This is a genomic window from Roseomonas sp. KE0001 (assembly GCF_016107285.1).
In the GTDB taxonomy this organism is placed as follows: domain Bacteria; phylum Pseudomonadota; class Alphaproteobacteria; order Acetobacterales; family Acetobacteraceae; genus Pseudoroseomonas.
The window spans coordinates 23,555-39,513 of the sequence record NZ_RCVQ01000008.1 but is presented as its reverse complement, the minus strand read 5'-3'; the positions used below and the strand labels follow the sequence as shown (position 1 = coordinate 39,513).

Genomic DNA, 15,959 nt, shown 5'->3' with positions numbered 1-15,959 from the left:
GGAGAGATCATGCAGGGTATGGATCTGCGCATCGGCGAGGGTGCCGATGCCGTCGTCAACTATGTGCTCGACCACTTCACCCCCGCGCTGGACGCCATCGCGGCCGTCATCGGCTTCGTCACCGGCGGCATCCAGTCCGGGCTGCATCTGCTGCCGGCCCCGGCGATGATCGCGATCATCGCGCTGCTGGCGCTGTGGCGCGTGGGCTGGAGGTTCGCCGTCTTCGCCGTCGCGGCGCTGCTGCTGATCACCGGCATGGGGCTGTGGGACCGGATGATGGAGACGCTCGGCCTGGTGCTGGCGGCGACCGTCATCGCCATCGTCATGGGCGTCCCCCTCGGCATCGCCATGGCGCGCAGCGGGCTCGGGCAGATGCTGCTGCGCCCGACGCTCGACCTGATGCAGACCATGCCGGCCTTCGTCTACCTGATCCCGGCCGCCATGTTCTTCGGCCTCGGCGCCGTGCCGGGCACCATCGCGACCGTCATCTTCGCCATGCCGCCGGTGGTGCGCCTGACCAACCTCGGCATCCGCCAGGTGCATGCGGAGTTCATCGAGGCCGGTCTCGCCTTCGGCTGCACCCCCTCGCAGCTGCTCTGGAAGGTGCAGATCCCGAACGCGCTGCCCTCGATCATGGCCGGCATCAACCAGACCATCATGCTGTCGCTGTCGATGGTCGTCATCGCCTCGATGATCGGCGCCGGTGGCCTCGGCAACACCGTGCTCACCGGCATCCAGCGGCTCGATGTCGGCACCGGCTTCGAGGGTGGCCTGGCCGTCGTCGTGCTCGCCGTGCTGCTCGACCGCATCACGCAGAGCTTCGGCCAGCAGGAGGGCCGGAAGGGTTTGGGCTTCAGCCTGCGCCAGCTCTTCGCCGGCCGTTCGGAGGCGCCCGCCGCGGCGCCGGCCGCCCGCGGCTGAGACCGGCGAGGCCGCACCGGCGGCCCACCTCCGCCATTCCGCAAATCCGCAACAGAGAAGAAAGAACGCCAGAATGCTGCTGAACAAGCGCGCCTTCCTGACCCTGTCCGCCGGCCTCGGTGCCGCCGCCCTGCCGATGAGCCTGCCCCGCCCCGCGCGCGCCCAGTCGGGCGCCACCATCAAGCTGGGCTTCGCCCCCTGGGCAGACGCGGAGTTCATCACCCGCCTCGCCGCCCGGCTGATCGAGGACCGGCTGGGCCACAAGGTCGAGCTGGTGCAGACCGACGTGGCGCCGCTCTACCAGGGCATCACGCGCGGCGATGTCGATGCCATGCTGATGTGCTGGCTGCCGCAGACCCATGCCGACTACTTCAAGCGCGTCGAGGGGAAGGTGGAGAAGCTCGGCACGCTCTACACCGGCGCCAAGCTGGGCTGGGTGGTGCCGAAGTATGTGCCGGAGGCCGAGCTCGCCTCGATTGCCGATCTGGCGAAGCCCGAGGTGCGCGGCAGGCTCGGCGGCCGCGTCCAGGGCATCGAGCCCGGTGCCGGCCTGACGCGCCTGTCGCAGGAGGCCGTGAAGGCCTACGAGCTCGACTACACGCTACAGGAATCGAGCGAGGCCGCCATGCTCAGCATGCTGGACCGCAGCATCCGGGGCGAGCGTTGGATCGTCGCCACGGCCTGGAGCCCGCACTGGATGTTCGGCAAGTACGAGCTGCGCTACCTGGCGGACCCGAAGCAGGCGCTGGGCGGCGAGGAGCAGGTTCTGGCCCTCGGCCGTCCCGGCCTCACCGAGGCGGTCCCCAAGGTCGCGGCCTTCCTCTCCCGCCTGAACCTGCCGCTGGACGAGCTGGAGCGGTCCATGCTGCTGGCGCAGGAGAAGGACTTCGACACCGCCGTGTCCCAGTACATCGCGGAGCATGGCGAGCGCGTGAAGGGCTGGCTGCCGGCCTGAGCGGCGGCGCGCCTTCCCGGCGGGAGGGGCGCCGGCCCTTCCCCGGTGCGCCGTCCCCTCCCGCCACGCGTCCCGGGCGGGCCGGGGCGCCGGCGGGGAGGGGAAGGGGCGCTCCGGCGCGCCCCGCGGCCTCAGCCGGCGTCGCGGAAATAGGGCTCGACCGTGCCCTGCAGCTTCATGGTCATCGGCTTGCCCCTGCGGTCCAGCGACTTGCCGACCGAGAGCCGCACCCAGCCCTCGCTGACGCAGTATTCCTCGACATTGTTCTTCTCGACGCCCTTGAAGCGCACGCCGATGCCGCGCTCCAGCAGGGCCGCGTCGTAGAAGGGGCTCGCCGGATCGGCGGAGAGTCGGTCGGGCGGAGTGTCGGTCATCGGCGGCTCCCGTCGCAATGTCGTGGTCCGGCGGGTGATAGCCAAGCCGGGCGCCGAGGCCAACCGCCGCTCTCCCCCTCGCCAGCGCCGCCGGGCTTCGCTAACCCTCTGGCCATGAGCTTCACCCTGGTCCTCGGCGGCGCCCGCTCGGGCAAGTCCCGCCACGCGGAGGCGCTGATCGCGCGCCACCCCGCCCCCTGGTCCTACCTCGCCACCGCCGAGGCCTGGGACGAGGAGATGCGCGCCCGCATCGAGGCGCACCGCGCCCGCCGCGCCGCCGGCTGGGCCACCGTGAACGTGCCGCTCGACCTTCCCGGGGCGCTGGACCGCCATGCGCTGCGCCCGGCCCTGGTGGATTGCCTAACGCTCTGGCTGACCAACCTGATGCTGGGGCAGCATGACGTGGAGGGCGCCATCCAGGCGCTGGAGTCGGCGCTGGCGCGGCGCCGGGCGGCCACCGTGCTGGTGGCGAGCGAGGTCGGGCTCGGCATCGTGCCCGACAACGCCCTGGCCCGCGCCTTCCGCGACCAGGCGGGGCTGCTGAACCAGCGGATGGCGGAACGGGCGGGGTCGGTGCATTTCGTCGCGGCCGGCCTGCCGATGGTGCTGAAGGGCGAGGCGTGAGGAGGACGACATGACGCAGGACGACGAGGAGGCCGCGCGCCACCGCGAGAAGATGGCGCGGCGCAAGGCGGTGCAGGATGCCGAGGTGGCTTCCAAGACCGTCGAGAAGGGGCTGCTGATGCTCCACACCGGTGCCGGCAAGGGCAAGTCCACCGCCGCCTTCGGCCTGGCGCTGCGCATGCTGGGGCGCGAGCGGCGCGTCGGCGTGGTGCAGTTCATCAAGGGCGCCTGGTCCACCGGCGAGCGCGGCGTGCTGGAGGCCTATGCCATGCTGGAGTGGCACAGCATGGGCGAGGGCTTCACCTGGGAGACGCAGGACAGGGCGCGCGACATCGCCGCCTGCCGCCGGGCCTGGGCCCGCGCGCAGGAGATGATGGCGCGCGGCGATCTCGGCCTGCTGATCCTGGACGAGCTCTGCATCGCGCTGCGCTACGGCTATCTCGACGTGGCGGAGGTGCTGGCGGGGCTGGCGGCGCGGCCGGAGGGCCTGCACGTCGTCGTCACCGGCCGCAACGCGCCGCCCGAGCTGATCGAGGCTGCCGACATGGTCACCGAGATGAAGCCGCTGAAGCACCACTTCGCCGCCGGGGTGAAGGCACAGTCCGGCATCGAGTTCTGAGCGCCATGGCCGCCCGCGCGCTGATGCTGCAGGGGACCGGCTCCTCCGTCGGCAAGTCGCTGCTGGTGGCGGGGCTGGCGCGGGCCTACGCCCGGCGCGGCCTCGCCGTGCGGCCGTTCAAGCCGCAGAACATGTCGAACAACGCGGCGGTGACGGCGGAGGGGGGCGAGATCGGCCGCGCCCAGGCGCTGCAGGCGCGAGCCGCCGGCGTCGCGCCCAGCGTGCACATGAACCCCGTGCTGCTGAAGCCGCAGAGCGAGACCGGCGCGCAGGTGGTGGTGCGGGGCCGCATCCATGCGACGGCGCGGGCGCGCGAGTACCAGGCGATGAAGCCCGCGCTGATGCCCTTCGTGCTGGACAGCTTCGCGCGGCTGCGGGCCGGGGCCGAGCTGGTGCTGGTGGAGGGCGCCGGCAGCGCCTCCGAGATCAACCTGCGCGAGGGCGACATCGCCAATATGGGCTTCGCGCGGGCGACGGGCACGCCGGTCGTCGTGGTGGGCGACATCGATCGTGGCGGCGTCATCGCGGCCCTGGTCGGCACCCATGCGGTGCTGCCGCCCGGCGACGCGGCGCTGGTGCGCGGCTTCATCGTCAACCGCATGCGCGGCGACCCGACCCTCTTCGCGGAGGGCATGGCGCAGATCGCCGCGCGCACCGGCTGGGCGCCGCTCGGCCTCGTGCCCTTCTTCGACGCCGCCCGCCGCCTGCCGGCCGAGGACGCGATGGACCTCGCCACGCATCTGCCGCGCCGCCCCGGCGCACCCTGCCGCATCGCCGTGCCGGTGCTGCCGCGCATCGCCAATTTCGACGACCTCGACCCGCTCGCCGCCGAGCCCGGCGTCGATCTCCGCCTGCTGCGCCCGGGCGAGGCCCTGCCGGGCGAGACGGATCTCGTCATCCTGCCCGGCTCCAAGGCCACCATCGCCGATCTCGCCGCGCTGCGGGCCGAGGGCTGGGACATCGACATCCTGGCGCATCGGCGGCGGGGCGGGCGGGTGCTGGGCCTCTGCGGCGGCTACCAGATGCTCGGCCGCCGCATCGCCGATCCGCGGGGGATCGAGGGGCCGGCCGGCGCGGTCGAGGGCCTCGGCCTGCTCGATGTCGAGACGGTGCTGTCGGGGGAGAAACGGCTCGCGCCGGCCACGGGCGTCAGCCTCGCCGATGGCCTGCCCTTCGCCGGCTACGAGATGCATCTCGGCCGGACCGCGGGGGCCGATGCGGCGCGGCCGCTGCTGCGCCTGGCCGATGGCCGCGAGGAGGGCGCCGCCTCCCCCGATGGCCGTGTCGCCGGCACCTATGTGCACGGCTTCTTCCAGGCCGACGCGCAGCGCCGGGCCTGGCTCGCCCGCCTCGGCCACGCGGCGGCGGCGCGGGACCACGAGGCCGAGGTGGAGGCGGTGCTGGACGCGCTGGCACGCCATCTGGAGGCGACGATGGATCTCGGGGCGCTGCTGGCCCTGGCGCGGTAGGCGGGGCGCGGTCAGAGGATCCCGTCGTGGAAGACGCCGCATTCCGGCGGCCCCGCCGGGGCCAGCCCGGCCCGGGGCGTGGCCGGCGCGGCGAGCCGTGGCAACAGGGCGAGGGCGGTCCTGGCGCGGGCGAGCAGGCGCCGCACGGCTGCGCCGGGCGCGGGGAGCGGAAGGGCCTGCGGGGCGGTTGCCAGGGAAAGGTCGGGCATGGGCATGCTCCTTGGGCGGTGCGGCGTCAGGGGAGAGGGCGGACGGCGGTGGCGAGGGTCTGCTCGTCGGCGCGGGCCTCGTAGATCAGGCTCTGGCGCGTGGCCCAGGCATTCTGCAGCAGGAAGAGGGGCAGGATGCCGAGCTCCCGCGCCTCCAGCGCCACGGCCTCCCGCAGCAGCCTCTCGCGCGCGGCATCGTCCATCGTGGTGATGGCGCGTTCGGTCAGTGCATCGAGCTCCGGATTGCTGTAGCGGCTGAAGTTGGGCGAGCCCCAGCCCTTCTCGCGGTCATAGGTACCGACGACATTGCGCAGCAGGTAGCTGGCCTCGCCCGTCGAACTGCCCCAGCCGCCGAGCCGGAAGGCGAAGTCCTGGTTGCGGCCGCGCGTCAGGTAGCTGGACCAGGGCAGTGCCTCCACTTCGGTCCGCACGCCGATGCGTGTCCAGAACTGCGCGACCGCCTGCGCGCTTTTGGCATCCCCGGGATAGCGGTCGTTCGGGGTGGAGAGCGTCAGGCGAAACCCCTCAGGAAAGCCGGCCTCGGCGAGGAGGCGCTTCGCCGCCGCAGGATCGGCGTGGCCGACCTTGACCTCGGGGTTGTGGGAATAGGTGCCTTCCGGCAGCCATTGCGCGGTCGGGACGGCGGCGCCTTCCATCACGCGGCCGGCCAGCGCCTCGCGGTCGATGGCGAGATCCAGGGCACGGCGCACGCGGAGGTCGAGGAACGGGTTCCTCTCCAGCGGCCGGCCCTGGTGGTCGGTCACCGTCGGCACCTCGCCCTGGCGCGAGAAGTCGGGCTGCAGGTAGATCACGCGCACGCCGGGCGTCTCGCTGATGCGCAGCCGCGCCTCGCGCCGCAGGCGTGCCAGGTCGTTGGCCGGCACTTGGTCGATGACATCCACGTCGCCAGCCAGGATGGCGGCGCTGCGCGCGCCGTCATTGGGCAGGAAGCGGTAGTCGACGCGCGCCCAGGGCTCCTTCCCGTCCCAGTAGGCCTCGTTGCGGGTGAAGCGGGCGCCCTGGCCTGGACTGAAGCCGGCGAAGCGGTACGGCCCGGTGCCGATGGCCGCCCGGCCGCTGTTGAACTGCTCCGGCTGCCCGCCGTCGACGGCGTGGCGGGCGACGATCTGCACACTGGCGAAATCGTTCGGCAGCAGTGGGCTGGGCCGTTCGGTGTGCAGGCGGAGGGTATGGGCGTCCACGACCTCGACGCGCTGGATCGACCGCACCGCATAGGAGAAGCCGCCGCCGGTCGGGATGGTCGGCACGCGCGCGATGGTGAAGGCCACATCCTCGGCGGTGAAGGGGCGGCCGTCGTGCCAGGTGACGCCGCGGCGCAGGCGGAACTCCCAGACGCGGTCGGAAACCGCCTCCCAGCTCTCGGCGAGGCCCGGCCGCAGGTTCAGCTTCGCGTCGCGCCGCACCAGGGCCTCGAACAGATGGCCGGTGAGGGCGAAGTTCGAGGTGGTGTTCGAGATGTGCGGATCGATCGAGGCGACGGGGTTGGCGACGCCGATGGTGAGATCCTGCGCCTGGGCCCCGCAGGCCACGCCCAGGCACAGCAGGGCGCCTTGCCAGAGGGCATGGGCGGGTCGGTGGCGATCAGGCATGGCGGCTCCTTCCCGGTGTGGCGCGAAGGATTAATAACGATGAATCCTAGTGTGTCAATAATTCCACAAAATATACTGCCAAGGACAATGCGTGGCCTTGATCTGCGGCTCTTCATCGATGGATGTTGGATGGCCAACCGCTGGCGGAGAAGCCGGCGGAGAAGAGGGCATGGAAGGAACTCTCTATATAACGATCAAGAATTGGTATTATGCCCCGTTTGGGCAAGGCGTATTCCCCCGCGTGGGGACGGCATTGGCCGCCCTGAGGGACCGAACATGATGTCTTTGCTGTTGCGCGCCGGTCTGGCGGTCGCCGCATGCCTGCTGGTCCTCCACCTGCTGGGTCTGGCGCCGCCAGGGAAGGGGCCCGAGAGCCCGTCGTCCCTGATCGCCGCGAGGTCCTGATGGCACGGGGCTGGCTGACGCCAGCGAGAAGGCAGGCGCCGTGATGCAGAGGTGTATTCACTTCTGCCCGCACGAGGGATATGCTTGCCCTCATGGCCCCGGATCTTCCGCCCCGCTCCGCCGATCGTGTCTACGAGCAGGTCAAGGCCATGGTCTGCACCTACCGCCTCTCGCCCGGGGAGCGGATCAATGAGGTGGAGCTGGCGCGCCGGCTCGGGGTCAGCCGCACGCCGCTGCGCGAGGCGCTGAACCGCCTGGCCTCCGAGGGCTTCCTGGTGGCCACCCTGAACAAGGGCTACCGCCTCAAGGCCCTGGCGCCGGCCGATGTGCTGCATCTCTACGAGTTCCGCGCGACCGTCGAGGTGGGCAGCCTGGCCCTGGCCTGCGAGCGGGCCTCCGATGCCGCGCTCCGCGAGCTCGAGGCCTTCGCCCTGCAGAGCCGCGACGCGCCGGACGAGGACGCGCAGGCGCTGCGCCTGCTGCGCCTGGACGAGCAGTTCCACGAGCGCCTGGCCGCCCTCTCGGGCAATGACGAGTTCATCCGCGCCATCCGCGGCATCAACGAGCGCGTGCGCTTCCTGCGCTGGATCGACATGCAGGACCGCCGCACCGGCACCCAGAGCGAGCATCTGGCGATCATCCGGCATCTGATCGCGCGGGACGGCGCCGCCGCGGGCGCGCTGATGCGGCGCCACATCAACCGCCGCCTGGACCAGATCACCGAGGTGATCCGCATCGGCTATGGCGAGATCTACACCGGCAATGCCCTGGCCGCCCATGTGCTGGGCGACGCCGCCTGACGCCCCCTTTCCGCATCCGACCGGAGACCACCGCGTGTTCGACAAGCCCGACGACCTGACCGTCCTCTTCGCCCATGCCGCCTACCAGATCCAGGACCGCTTCGAGGCCCGGGGAAGCGGCATCCGCGCCATCCAGGCCTGGTCGAGGGAGGAGCTGGCGGCCCGGGTGGGAGAGGCGGATGTCGTCGTCGTCTCGGGCCTGTGGAACAACGCGCTGCTGGAGCGGGCGCCGAGGCTGCGCTTCGTGCAGTCGATCAGCGCCGGCGTCGACCAGTACGACCAGGCGGCCTTCCGCGCCCATGGCGTGCGGCTGGCCAGCGCCCAGGGCGTCAACGCCAATGCCGTCTCCGAGCATGCCATGTCGCTGATCCTGGCCATGGCGCGGCTGCTGCCGCAGGCGCGCGACAACCAGGCGAAGCGCCACTGGCGCGGCATGATCGGCGAGATCGCCCGGCGCGAGGACGAGCTGGGCGGCAAGACGCTGCTGGTGGTGGGTCTCGGCCGCATTGGCGGCCGGCTGGCGCGGCTGGCCAAGGCCTTCGGCATGCGCGTGATCGGCCTGCGGCGCGATCCGGCGGCGGGCGCCGAGGGGGCGGACGAGGTGCATGCCATCTCGGCCCTGCACCAGTGGCTGCCGCAGGCCGACGTCGTGGCGCTGACCTGCCCGCTGACGCCCGAGACCACCGGCCTGATCGGCGCCGAGGCGCTGGCGGCGATGAAGCCCACCGCGCGGCTGGTGAACGTGGCGCGCGGCAAGGTGGTGGACGAGGCGGCGCTGAGCGCGGCGCTGACCGAGGGCCGTCTCGCCGGCGCCGCGCTGGACGTGGTGGTGGAGGAGCCCCTGCCGGAGGCCTCGCCGCTCTGGGACCTGCCGAACGTCTTCATCACGCCGCACAGCGCCGGCGAGACGCAGCGTTACGAGGACAATGTGATCGACATCCTGATGGAGAATCTCGACCGGCTGCGGCGCGGCGAGGCCACGCTGCGCAACCAGATCGTCTGAGGCGGCGAAGGGGATGAACGGGACCGACCGCCGCGCCTGTGGCCATGCCGGCGCCTCCGGCAGGGTAGCCATGCCGCACCGCTTCCCCGACCCGCGGGCGCTGTCCGTCGGGCGTGACATGCCGGAGGGGGCGCCGCTGTGAGCCGGCACGTCGCGGTCATCGGCGCCGGCATCGAGGGCGCCTGCAGCGCCCTCGCGCTGCTGCGCGCCGGCCATCGCGTCACCCTGCTCGATCCGGGTCGGCCGGGCGGCGAGCAGGCGGCGAGCTTCGGCAATGCCGGCTGGTTCTCCTCGCATTCGGTGCTGCCGCCCAGCCTGCCCGGCCTGTGGCGGAAGGTGCCGGGCTTCCTCTCCGATCCGCTGGGGCCGCTCGCGATCCGCTGGAGCTACTTCCCGAAGGTGCTGCCCTGGCTCCTGCGCTATCTCAGCGCCGGCGCGAGCGAGGCGAAGCTGCTCCGGATCGCCCAGGCGCTGCGGCCGCTGCTGAAGGATTCGCCGCTGCTGCACGAGGCCCTGGCGCGGGAGGCGGGGGTGCCGGAGCTGGTGGAGCGGAAGGGGCTGATCCACGCCTTCCACACGCGCGCCGGCTTCGAGGCCGAGGCGATGGGCTGGCGCATCCGGCGGCAGGTGGGCATCGACTGGCGCGAGCTGGAGGGCGAGGCGCTGCGGGCCGTCGAGCCGGATCTCGATCCGGCCTATGGCTTTGGCGTGCTGGTGGAGGAGGCGGGGCGCTGCCTCGATCCCGGCGCCTATGTCGCCGCCCTGGTGGCGCAGGCGCAGCGCGAGGGTGCCACGCTGCGCCCCGTCGCGGCGCGCGGCCTGCGCATCGAGGGCGGGCGCCTGCGCGGCGTCGCGCTGGCCGATGGTTCGCAGCTCGACTGCGAGGCGGCGGCGATCTGCTGCGGCGCGCATTCGGTGGCGCTGGCCGCCCAGGCGGGGGACCGCGTGCCGCTGGAGAGCGAGCGGGGCTACCATGTCATGCTGCGGGGCACGAATATCGGCCCGCGCCATTCGATGAGCCTCTCAGCTGCCCGGATGGTGGTGAACCCGATGCGCGACGGGCTGCGCGCGGCCGGCCAGGTGGAGATCGCCGGCCTGGCGGCGGCGCCGAACTGGAAGCGCGCCGAGATCCTGCGCGACCACCTGCTGAAATCCTTCCCCGACCTGCCCGATCCCTTCCCGGCCGAGCGGGTCAGCGTCTGGATGGGGCATCGACCCAGCATGCCGGACGGCATGCCCTGCCTCGGCCCCGCCAGCGCCACGCCGGATGTGGTGCATGCCTTCGGCCATGGGCATGTCGGGCTGGTGGCCGGCCCGCGCACCGGGCGGATCGTGGCCCAGCTGCTCTCCGGCCGGGCGCCGGAGATCCCCATCGCGCCCTTCGCGCCGACGCGCTTCCGCTGAGGCGCGCACGAACGACCGGGGACGCCGCGCCCGGCGGCTCCGACCATCCGAGACGAGGAAGACTGCCCTGATGCGACGCCTCCTGCTTTCCGCTTTCGCCGGCCTCGCGGCCCTGGCCGGGCTGGCCGGCACCCCGGCCGCGGCGCAACAGCCGAGCGGCTCCGCCACGATCGACGCCATCCGCGCCCGCGGATCGCTGGTCTGCGGCACCTCCGCCGACCTGCCGGGCTTCGCCGAGCTGGACGCGCGGGGGGAGTACAGCGGCCTCTACATCGACTTCTGCAAGGCGCTGGGGGCGGCCATCCTCGGTGATCCGGCCAAGGTGCGCTATATCACCACCACCTATGCCAACCGGCTGACGGCGCTGCAGTCGGGCGAGATCGACATCCTCTCCTCCAACACCACCTGGACCATGCCGCGCGAGGCCTCGCTCGGCCTGCTGTTCACCGGTGTGCTGTTCTATGATGGCCAGGGCTTCCTGGTCTCGCGGAAGCTCGGCGTCTCCTCCATCAGGGAGCTGGACGGCGCCAGCGTCTGCGTGCAGCCCGGCACCACGACCGAGAAGAACCTGGCCGACTTCTTCCGCGCCAGCAACATGAAGCTCAACCCCGTGGTGATCGAGAGCGTGGAGGAAATCCGCAACGCCATGATCGGCGGGCGCTGCGACGCCTTCACCGTCGGCACCTCGACCCTGGCGGCCTTCCGCGCCGGCCTCGGCGACCGCGCGCGGGACTTCGTCGTGCTGCCCGAGCTGATCAGCAAGGAGCCGCTCGGCCCCGTGGTCCGCAAGGGCGATGATCGCTTCTACGACGTCGTGCGCTGGACCCAGAACGTGCTGCACCTGGGCGAGGAGTTCGGCATCACCCGACAGACGCTCGACGCCGCGATGCAGGACACGCGCCCCGACGTGCAGCGCCTGCTCGGCCAGAGCGGCGACTTCGGCACCATGCTCGGCCTCTCGCCCGACTGGGCGGTGCGGATCCTGCGCGCCGTCGGCAACTACGCCGAGATCTGGGAGCGCCACGTGGCGCCGATGGGCCTCCCGCGCGGCAAGAACCAGCTCCATACCGCCGGCGGGCTGCAGTATTCGCCGCCGATCCGCTGAGGACACAGCACCGATGAGCAACGACAGCACCCCCGCCGCCCGGCGGGGCATCGCCCGGGGCGGCAAGGCCATCTATGGCGCCCCCCTCGGCATCCTCATGCTGGAGGCGCGCTTCCCGCGCATCCCGGGCGACATGGGCAATGGCACCACCTGGCCCTTCCCCGTGCTCTACCGCGTCGTGCGCGGCGCCAGCCCGGAGAAGGTGGTGCTGGACGGCGCCCCCGGCCTGCTGCAGGACTTCCTCGACGCGGCCGAGGAGCTGGTGCGCCAGGGCGCCGAGGCCATCACCACCAATTGCGGCTTCCTCTCGCTGTTCCAGAAGGAGCTGGCGGCGCATGTCGGCGTGCCGGTGGCCACCAGCAGCCTGATGCAGGTGCCCTGGGTGCAGGCCATGCTGCCGCCGGGGAAGCGCGTCGGCCTCGTCACCGTCAGTGGCTCGACGCTGACGCCGCGTCATCTGGAGGCGGCGGGCGTCCCGTCCGACATCCCGCGCGAGGGGACGGAGAGCGGCCGCGAGTTCTTCCGCGTGCTGATCCGGGCCGAGAAGGACGACATGGATGTGGACCTGGCCGAGCAGGACATCCTCGATGCCGGCCGCCGTCTCGTCGCCCGGCATCCGGAGGTCGGCGCCATCGTGCTGGAATGCACCAACATGCCGCCCTATGCCGCGGCCCTGCGGCAGGAGCTGGGCCTGCCGGTTTATGACATCTACTCGATGATCACCTACTTCCACGCGGGCCTCCGGCCGCGCGCCTTCGCGCCGCGCTGATCGCGCGGCGGTCCGGCGTCCGGCCGCGTCACTCCGCCGCGACGGGCAGGGCCCGCGCGGCCGGATCGGGCAGGCCGAGCCTGCCGAAGCCGGCGAAGACATGGTCCGCCCAGCAGGCGATGTCGCAGCCGTGCACGGCATCGTCCATGCGCCGCATGCGCCTCACCGCCTCCGCCTCCGGCATGTCCAGCGCCTCGTCCAGCGCGCGGTCGAGGTTGCGGCGGGAATAGGGATTGGTCAGCACCGCATCCGGCAGTTCCACGGCGCAGCCGGCGAACTCCGAGAGCACCAGCGCGCCCGCCGTGCGGTCCTTGGCGGCGACATACTCCTTGGCCACCAGGTTCAGCCCGTCGCGCAGCGGCGTGGTCAGGCAGATATCCGCCTCGTGGTAGTAGGAGAGAAGCGTCTCGAAGGGGATCGAGTTGCTGAACAGCACCACCGGCGTCCAGTCGAGCTTGGAGAAGCGGCCGTTGATGCGGCCGACCAGTGCCTCGATGTCGCGCTGTGTGCTGTCATAGATCTTCATCGCCGTCGCCGCGCGCACCGAGGTGACGACCAGCTTGACCTCGCCGATCAGCCCCGGCCGGCGCTCCAGCAGCCGCTCGAAGGATTGCAGGGATTCGACCATGCCCTTGGTGTAGTCGGTGCGGCCGACCGCCATGATCATGCGGCGGCCGCCCAGGCCCTCGCGGATCTCCGCCTGCAGGGCGCGGCTCTCGGGCCGGCGCACCACCTCGCGGATCAGCCCGGCGTCGGTGCCGACGGGGGCGGAATCGAGCGCCACCTCGCGGCCGTCGACACGCAGCCGCACCGGCATGTCCGGCTCCGAAAGCGCCTGGCCCATGGCGCCGAAGGCGGGATCGACCGGGCGGGTCTCGGTGATCTCGGCCCCCGCGCCGCTGCGCGCCAGCTCGGCGAAGTTGCGGGCGTAGCGCGGGATGTGGAAGCCCACCTGGTCGCAGCACAGCAGGCTGTCCAGGATCTCCTGCCGCCAGGGCAGGATGTTGAAGACATCCGCCGCCGGGAAGGGGGTGTGGTGATAGAAGGCGATGCGCGCCTTCGGCTTCAGCGCGCGCAGATAGGCCGGCACCAGCCAGAGATTGTAGTCGTGGATCCAGATGACGGCGTCATCCGCCGCCTGCGCCGCCGCCGCCTCGGCGAACTTGCGGTTCACCGCGCGGAAGGTGTCCCAGTCCACGTTGTCGTAGCTGAACAGCCAGGGGAAGGAGTGCAGCACCGGCCACAGCGCCTCCTTGGAGGTGACGTGGTAGAAGCTCTCCACCTCCTCCGCCGTCAGCGGTAGGCGCGAGACCTCGTAGCCGCCGTTCACGTCGTCGATGTGCACGACGCGCTCGAAGCTCTCGCCAGGCTTGGCGAGCTTCCAGGCGACCCAGGCGCCGGCGCCGGGATCGGTGCGGCGGAAGAAGGACTTCAGCGTCGGCACGATGCCGTTCGGGCTGCGGTTGGGGCGGAACTCGGTGCGTCCCTCGACCACCACCTCCTCGTAGGGCTGGCGATGATAGACGATGAGGAGAGAGGACTTCGTCTGGGTCATGCCACCACCTCCGGAAGCAGGTTGAAGTGCCGGATGGCCTCGGCGATGCCGGCGGCGCCATGGCCGCGGGCGCGGTACACCTGGGGCGTTTCGGGCAGGGCGGCGCGCAGGCGCGGCTCGGAATTGCCGACGGCCACGGCCTTCAGCCCGGTCTCGAACAGCGACAGGTCGTTCATCGTGTCCCCCGCCGCCAGCACGCGGCCGGCGGGCAGGCCGAGCGCCTGCACCAGCCGCAGCAGGGTCGGGCCCTTGGCGATGCCGCGCGGCAGCACGTCGAGGAAGGTATCGGCCGAGGTGATGCAGTCGAAGCCGGCGGCCTCGATCCTGGCCACCGTCTCCGCCCGCAGCCGGGCCGGATCGTAGTAGTAGCTGACGCGGTGACGGAAGGGCGTGGGCTGCAGCTCCAGCCCGGGCTCCCCCGCCAGCAGGGCGCGCACGCGGTCGCCGGCATCGTCCCAGCGCGCCACGATCTCGGCCTCGAGCGTGGCGATCGGCGCGAAGTCGGCGCCGTCGAAGACCGAGGTGCCGACATCGCCGATGACATAGTGCGGGCGCGGCATGCCGGGCTGCTCCACCAGGCGGCGCAGGAAGTCGCGGTCGCGGCCGGTGACGAAGATCAGCAGCGCGTCGTCACGGGCGCGCAGCTCCTCGTAGAGCGCGCGGCGCTCCGCCTCGCTGCCGCCCAGGAAAGTGCCGTCGAGGTCGGTCGCCAGCACCAGGTTGATGGTCCCCGCGACCGGCCTCATGCGAAGACGCGCTCCGCGCGCGGCACGGCGATGGCCGGATGGGCGATGCTGGCGCGGTGCTCCAGCGCGCGCGGCTCGGCGCGCAGCGGGCCGGTCAGCAGGGCGGCGATGGCGCGGTCGATCGGGAGGCCGTGATGGACGATGCGGTCCACCGCCTCGCAGATCGGCATCGGCACGCCGAGGCGCTGGGCGAGCGCCAGGACCGAGCGGGCATTGGCCACGCCCTCGACCACCGCGCGGCCCTTCGCCGGGGCATGACCCTCGCCCAGCGCCTTGCCGAAGGAGAAGTTGCGCGACTGCTCGGAGGAGCAGGTCAGCATCACGTCGCCGGCGCCGGAGAGGCCCAGCACCGTCTCGGCGCGGCCGCCGAGGGCCACGCTGAGGCGGCTGATCTCGGCCAGGCCGCGGGCCAGCAGGGCGGCGCGCGGGTTCGAGCCCATGCCGCGCCCCGCGATGATGCCGGAGGCGACGGCCAGCACATTCTTCACCGCGCCGCTGACCTCGACGCCGACCGGGTCGTCCGAGAGGTAGGGGCGGAAGGTCTCGCTGGCCAGCGTCACGGCGACGCGGGCGGCCAGGTGGTCGCCGCTGAACAGGCCGGGGCCGGCGGGAGCGGCAATGGTCACGGCGGTCGGCTGGTTCTCCGCCACCTCGGCGGCGAAGGAGGGGCCGGACAGCACGGCCTGCGGCCGCCCCGGCATCTCCTCGGCGATGACCTGGGTCATCAGCGCGCCGGTATCGGCCTCGACGCCCTTGGCGCAGACCACCACCGGCACGCCCTCGGGCAGCAGCGCCTCGACGCGGGCGGCGACGGCGCGCAGATGCTGGGAGGGGATGACGAGGATCGCCATCCCGGCGCCGTCGAGGGCGTCGGACAGCGCGCCGGTGACGCGGAGGTCGCGCGCCAGGGGATGGTCGGGGAGGAAGGGGTTGCGGCGGGTGCTGGCGATCTCGGCCACGGCATCGGCCTCGCGGACCCAGAGGCTGGTGTGGCGGCCGGCGCGGTGCGCGGTCAGCGCCAGGGCGCTGCCCCAGGCCCCGCCGCCGATGACGGCGACGCGCGCATAGGGCAGCGGTTCATGAAGATCGACACTCGGCATGGCGGCTCCGTTGGCGTCCACGGATGGGCCCTCCATTGCTGGGGCGGCATGGCGCCGCGATGGACAGGATCGGGTGAGGCGGCACACGGCCGCTATGGATGGTCACTCGCTCGATGTTGCGGAGCGGCAAACTTGTTGCATCCGTTGCCCGATTTCAAGAAAATTCGGGCATGAATGCCACAATTCATGAACTGAACGCGTACAATTTGGTTATTACTTGAAATATACAACAAAGAACTTTTCAGCGCGATCCCGTCAAATCTCTGACTTGGTGCGGTGCAATGCAGACAA

Annotated in this window: 17 protein-coding genes; 11 read left to right on the top strand and 6 right to left on the bottom strand. The window is 71.8% G+C overall.

Annotated elements, in window-relative coordinates; genetic code table 11:
- Nucleotides 1-9 precede the first annotated feature (9 nt).
- Together D9598_RS15905 and D9598_RS15900 are read left to right on the top strand one after the other, a co-directional pair.
- Entirely contained in the window at nt 10-921 is a 912-nt protein-coding gene (locus D9598_RS15905) for a proline/glycine betaine ABC transporter permease (protein ID WP_198367528.1), read from the top strand.
- Between the two features lie 73 nt (nt 922-994).
- Nucleotides 995-1,876 carry a glycine betaine ABC transporter substrate-binding protein gene (locus D9598_RS15900; protein WP_198367527.1) on the top strand — a complete coding sequence of 294 codons (882 nt, stop codon included), beginning with the start codon at nt 995-997 and terminating at the stop codon, nt 1,874-1,876.
- A 131-nt stretch (nt 1,877-2,007) separates the two neighbouring features.
- On the opposite strand, the gene D9598_RS15895 is transcribed toward D9598_RS15900, so the two are convergent.
- Nucleotides 2,008-2,250 (bottom strand): DUF3297 family protein, encoded by a 243-nt coding sequence (locus D9598_RS15895; RefSeq protein WP_198367526.1) that lies wholly within the window; start codon nt 2,248-2,250, stop codon nt 2,008-2,010.
- A gap of 114 nt (nt 2,251-2,364) precedes the next feature.
- Between D9598_RS15895 and cobU the strand changes: the two genes are divergently transcribed.
- From cobU to D9598_RS15880, 3 genes are read left to right on the top strand one after another with little or no spacing between them, the layout of a single operon-like run.
- On the top strand, nt 2,365-2,874 hold the full coding sequence (cobU, locus tag D9598_RS15890; RefSeq protein WP_198367525.1) for a bifunctional adenosylcobinamide kinase/adenosylcobinamide-phosphate guanylyltransferase: 510 nt from the start codon (nt 2,365-2,367) through the stop codon (nt 2,872-2,874).
- Between the two features lie 10 nt (nt 2,875-2,884).
- Entirely contained in the window at nt 2,885-3,493 is a 609-nt protein-coding gene (cobO, locus tag D9598_RS15885; RefSeq protein ID WP_198367524.1) for a cob(I)yrinic acid a,c-diamide adenosyltransferase, read from the top strand.
- Between the two features lie 5 nt (nt 3,494-3,498).
- Complete coding sequence (locus D9598_RS15880) at nt 3,499-4,962, top strand: cobyric acid synthase (RefSeq protein WP_198367523.1); 1,464 nt, start codon at nt 3,499-3,501, stop codon at nt 4,960-4,962.
- Nucleotides 4,963-4,973: 11 nt separating this feature from the next.
- Here the strand turns inward: D9598_RS15880 and D9598_RS15875 are convergent, their stop codons facing one another.
- Together D9598_RS15875 and D9598_RS15870 are read right to left on the bottom strand one after the other, a co-directional pair.
- On the bottom strand, nt 4,974-5,171 hold the full coding sequence (locus D9598_RS15875; RefSeq protein WP_198367522.1) for a hypothetical protein: 198 nt from the start codon (nt 5,169-5,171) through the stop codon (nt 4,974-4,976).
- Nucleotides 5,172-5,197: 26 nt separating this feature from the next.
- Entirely contained in the window at nt 5,198-6,781 is a 1,584-nt protein-coding gene (locus D9598_RS15870) for an ABC transporter substrate-binding protein (RefSeq protein WP_198367521.1), read from the bottom strand.
- A gap of 497 nt (nt 6,782-7,278) precedes the next feature.
- Between D9598_RS15870 and D9598_RS15865 the strand changes: the two genes are divergently transcribed.
- The 6 genes from D9598_RS15865 (at nt 7,279) to D9598_RS15845 (ending at nt 12,267) form a co-directional block, all read left to right on the top strand.
- Entirely contained in the window at nt 7,279-7,986 is a 708-nt protein-coding gene (locus D9598_RS15865) for a GntR family transcriptional regulator (RefSeq protein ID WP_198367520.1), read from the top strand.
- Nucleotides 7,987-8,020: 34 nt separating this feature from the next.
- Nucleotides 8,021-8,989, top strand: a complete 969-nt coding sequence (locus tag D9598_RS15860; RefSeq protein WP_370592056.1) for a D-2-hydroxyacid dehydrogenase — start codon at nt 8,021-8,023, stop codon at nt 8,987-8,989.
- A 13-nt stretch (nt 8,990-9,002) separates the two neighbouring features.
- On the top strand, nt 9,003-9,131 hold the full coding sequence (locus D9598_RS21415) for a hypothetical protein (RefSeq protein WP_255528779.1): 129 nt from the start codon (nt 9,003-9,005) through the stop codon (nt 9,129-9,131).
- Nucleotides 9,128-10,393: an FAD-binding oxidoreductase gene (locus D9598_RS15855; RefSeq protein ID WP_198367519.1), complete on the top strand. Its 1,266-nt coding sequence runs from the start codon at nt 9,128-9,130 to the stop codon at nt 10,391-10,393. The genes D9598_RS21415 and D9598_RS15855 overlap by 4 nt, the downstream gene beginning before the upstream one ends.
- Before the next feature lie 70 nt (nt 10,394-10,463).
- Nucleotides 10,464-11,498 (top strand): transporter substrate-binding domain-containing protein, encoded by a 1,035-nt coding sequence (locus D9598_RS15850; RefSeq protein WP_198367518.1) that lies wholly within the window; start codon nt 10,464-10,466, stop codon nt 11,496-11,498.
- A gap of 13 nt (nt 11,499-11,511) precedes the next feature.
- Nucleotides 11,512-12,267 (top strand): aspartate/glutamate racemase family protein, encoded by a 756-nt coding sequence (locus tag D9598_RS15845; RefSeq protein ID WP_198367517.1) that lies wholly within the window; start codon nt 11,512-11,514, stop codon nt 12,265-12,267.
- 28 nt (nt 12,268-12,295) lie between these two features.
- On the opposite strand, the gene ggpS is transcribed toward D9598_RS15845, so the two are convergent.
- From ggpS to D9598_RS15830, 3 genes are read right to left on the bottom strand one after another with little or no spacing between them, the layout of a single operon-like run.
- Nucleotides 12,296-13,822, bottom strand: coding sequence for a glucosylglycerol-phosphate synthase (gene ggpS / locus D9598_RS15840; protein WP_198367516.1), 1,527 nt, complete (start codon nt 13,820-13,822; stop codon nt 12,296-12,298).
- A complete protein-coding gene (locus D9598_RS15835; RefSeq protein ID WP_198367515.1) occupies nt 13,819-14,568 on the bottom strand; it encodes an HAD-IIB family hydrolase in 750 nt (249 codons plus the stop codon). The genes ggpS and D9598_RS15835 overlap by 4 nt, the downstream gene beginning before the upstream one ends.
- The gene (locus D9598_RS15830) at nt 14,565-15,668 is read right to left on the bottom strand and encodes an NAD(P)H-dependent glycerol-3-phosphate dehydrogenase (protein WP_198367706.1); all 1,104 of its coding nucleotides are present in this window, start codon (nt 15,666-15,668) and stop codon (nt 14,565-14,567) included. Before D9598_RS15830 ends, D9598_RS15835 begins: the two co-directional genes overlap by 4 nt.
- Between the last annotated feature and the right edge of the window lie 291 nt (nt 15,669-15,959).